We start from the raw sequence: 2500 nt of genomic DNA, 5'->3' as shown, positions 1-2500 counted from the left end.
ACAACCCTGACCACCATCTAAGGTCCCTAAGTTATGGCTAAGTGGGAAAGGATGTGAGGATCCCAAAACAACCAGGATGTTGGCTTAGAAGCAGCCATCATTTAAAGAAAGCGTAACAGCTCACTGGTCTAAATAAGGGTCTTTGCGCCGAAAATGTACCGGGGCTAAAGCCATACACCGAAGCTGTGGATTCTTGGAAACCTTCGGGTTCCCGGGAGTGGTAGCGGAGCGTTCTGTAAGCCGTTGAAGAGAGACCCGTGAGGGCTCTTGGAGGTATCAGAAGTGAGAATGCTGACATGAGTAACGATAAAGGGAGTGAGAGACTCCCTCGCCGAAAGTCCAAGGGTTCCTGCTTAAAGTTAATCTGAGCAGGGTTAGCCGGCCCCTAAGGCGAGGCCGAAAGGCGTAGTCGATGGGAACCACGTTAATATTCGTGGGCCTGCGGGTAGTGACGGATCGCGTATGTTGTTCTTCCTTATTGGATTGGAAGGGCTTCGAAGCGGTTCCAGGAAATAGCTCCCGCGTATAGACCGTACCCTAAACCGACACTGGTGGACTGGTAGAGAATACCAAGGCGCTTGAGAGAACTGCGTTGAAGGAACTCGGCAAATTGCACGCGTAACTTCGGAAGAAGCGTGACCCTTATGTACGCAAGTATGTGAGGGTGGCACAGACCAGGGGGTAGCGACTGTTTACCAAAAACACAGGGCTCTGCGAAGTCGCAAGACGACGTATAGGGTCTGACGCCTGCCCGGTGCTGGAAGGTTAAGAGGAGAGGTGCAAGCTTTGAATCGAAGCCCCAGTAAACGGCGGCCGTAACTATAACGGTCCTAAGGTAGCGAAATTCCTTGTCGGGTAAGTTCCGACCTGCACGAATGGCGTAACGACTTCCCCGCTGTCTCCAACGCAGACTCAGTGAAATTGAATTCCCCGTGAAGATGCGGGGTTCCTGCGGTTAGACGGAAAGACCCCGTGCACCTTTACTATAGCTTTACACTGGCATTCGTGTCGGCATGTGTAGGATAGGTGGTAGACTTTGAAGCCGTGGCGCCAGCCATGGTGGAGTCATCCTTGAAATACCACCCTTACCTATATGGATGTCTAACCGCGGTCCGTTATCCGGATCCGGGACAGTGTATGGTGGGTAGTTTGACTGGGGCGGTCGCCTCCTAAAGAGTAACGGAGGCGCGCGATGGTGGGCTCAGACCGGTCGGAAATCGGTCGTCGAGTGCAATGGCATAAGCCCGCCTGACTGCGAGACTGACAAGTCGAGCAGAGACGAAAGTCGGTCATAGTGATCCGGTGGTCCCGCGTGGAAGGGCCATCGCTCAACGGATAAAAGGTACGCCGGGGATAACAGGCTGATGACCCCCAAGAGTCCATATCGACGGGGTTGTTTGGCACCTCGATGTCGACTCATCGCATCCTGGGGCTGGAGCAGGTCCCAAGGGTATGGCTGTTCGCCATTTAAAGCGGTACGTGAGTTGGGTTCAGAACGTCGTGAGACAGTTCGGTCCCTATCTGCCGTGGGTGTAGGAATATTGACAGGATCTGTCCCTAGTACGAGAGGACCGGGATGGACGTATCTCTGGTGGACCTGTTGTGGCGCCAGCCGCATAGCAGGGTAGCTATATACGGACGGGATAACCGCTGAAGGCATCTAAGCGGGAAACCCACCTGAAAACGAGTATTCCCTATCAGAGCCGTGGAAGACCACCACGTTGATAGGCCGGGTGTGGAAGTGCGGCAACGCATGAAGCTTACCGGTACTAATAGCTCGATTGGCTTGATCATTCTCATTACTTATATCCATCTGACAAAGTCAGATAATTAAAGGCGCTCACGCATGAGCGGGTCTTCGACCCTATGCTCCGCGAGGGCCTTCGGACGACCTAGCGGTCTGAGGGGTGCTTCTCCTGAAATCTCAGGGGAAACACACAACGCCGCGATAATTGTCCATATCGAAACGACAACAAAACCAGCTTCTCTTTCATCGTTGCTCTTTGCTGACCTGGTGGTTACAGCGGAGCGGCTGCACCCGATCCCATTCCGAACTCGGCCGTGAAACGTTCCAGCGCCAATGGTACTTCGTCTCAAGACGCGGGAGAGTAGGTCGCTGCCAGGTCTGCAAAGCGCAACATGAAATCACACATAACCAATTCCATACAACCCAATCAGGCCGCCCCCAAAGCGGCCTTTTGCTTTTGCAGACCAGCTAAAGTAAGATAAGCCTTACAAAACCGGAAAACCAAAAGCACAGCGCCGCAAGGCAAAAACTTCCTGTCGAAAGACAGAAAAAGCGGCAATCGCCGCTTGGTGGCGCGGGGTGGAGCAGCATCCCCGTCCGACCGCAGAAGCCCTTCAGCTTCGAGGACGGACAAACGGAAATATCCGGGCTGCAAACCGGCACAGGCCGGATATGGTGGCGCGGGGTGGAGCAGCCCGGTAGCTCGTCAGGCTCATAACCTGAAGGTCACAGGTTCAAATCCTGTCCCCGCAA

General features: G+C 54.0%; 1 tRNA gene and 2 rRNA genes (1 of these 3 cut by a window edge). All 3 read left to right on the top strand.

Annotated elements, in window-relative coordinates:
- Positions 1 to 1794 (top strand): 23S ribosomal RNA (locus tag HB779_RS01455) (it extends 1182 nt beyond the left edge of the window).
- Positions 1795 to 2010: 216 nt separating this feature from the next.
- A 5S ribosomal RNA gene (gene rrf / locus HB779_RS01450) occupies positions 2011 to 2125 on the top strand.
- A gap of 301 nt (positions 2126 to 2426) precedes the next feature.
- A tRNA-Met gene (locus HB779_RS01445) sits at positions 2427 to 2500 on the top strand.

It is taken from the genome of Phyllobacterium sp. 628 (assembly GCF_014189505.1).
Lineage (GTDB): Bacteria > Pseudomonadota > Alphaproteobacteria > Rhizobiales > Rhizobiaceae > Phyllobacterium.
The sequence above is the reverse complement of the archived record's forward strand: the minus strand, read 5'-3'. Positions and strand labels throughout refer to the sequence as shown.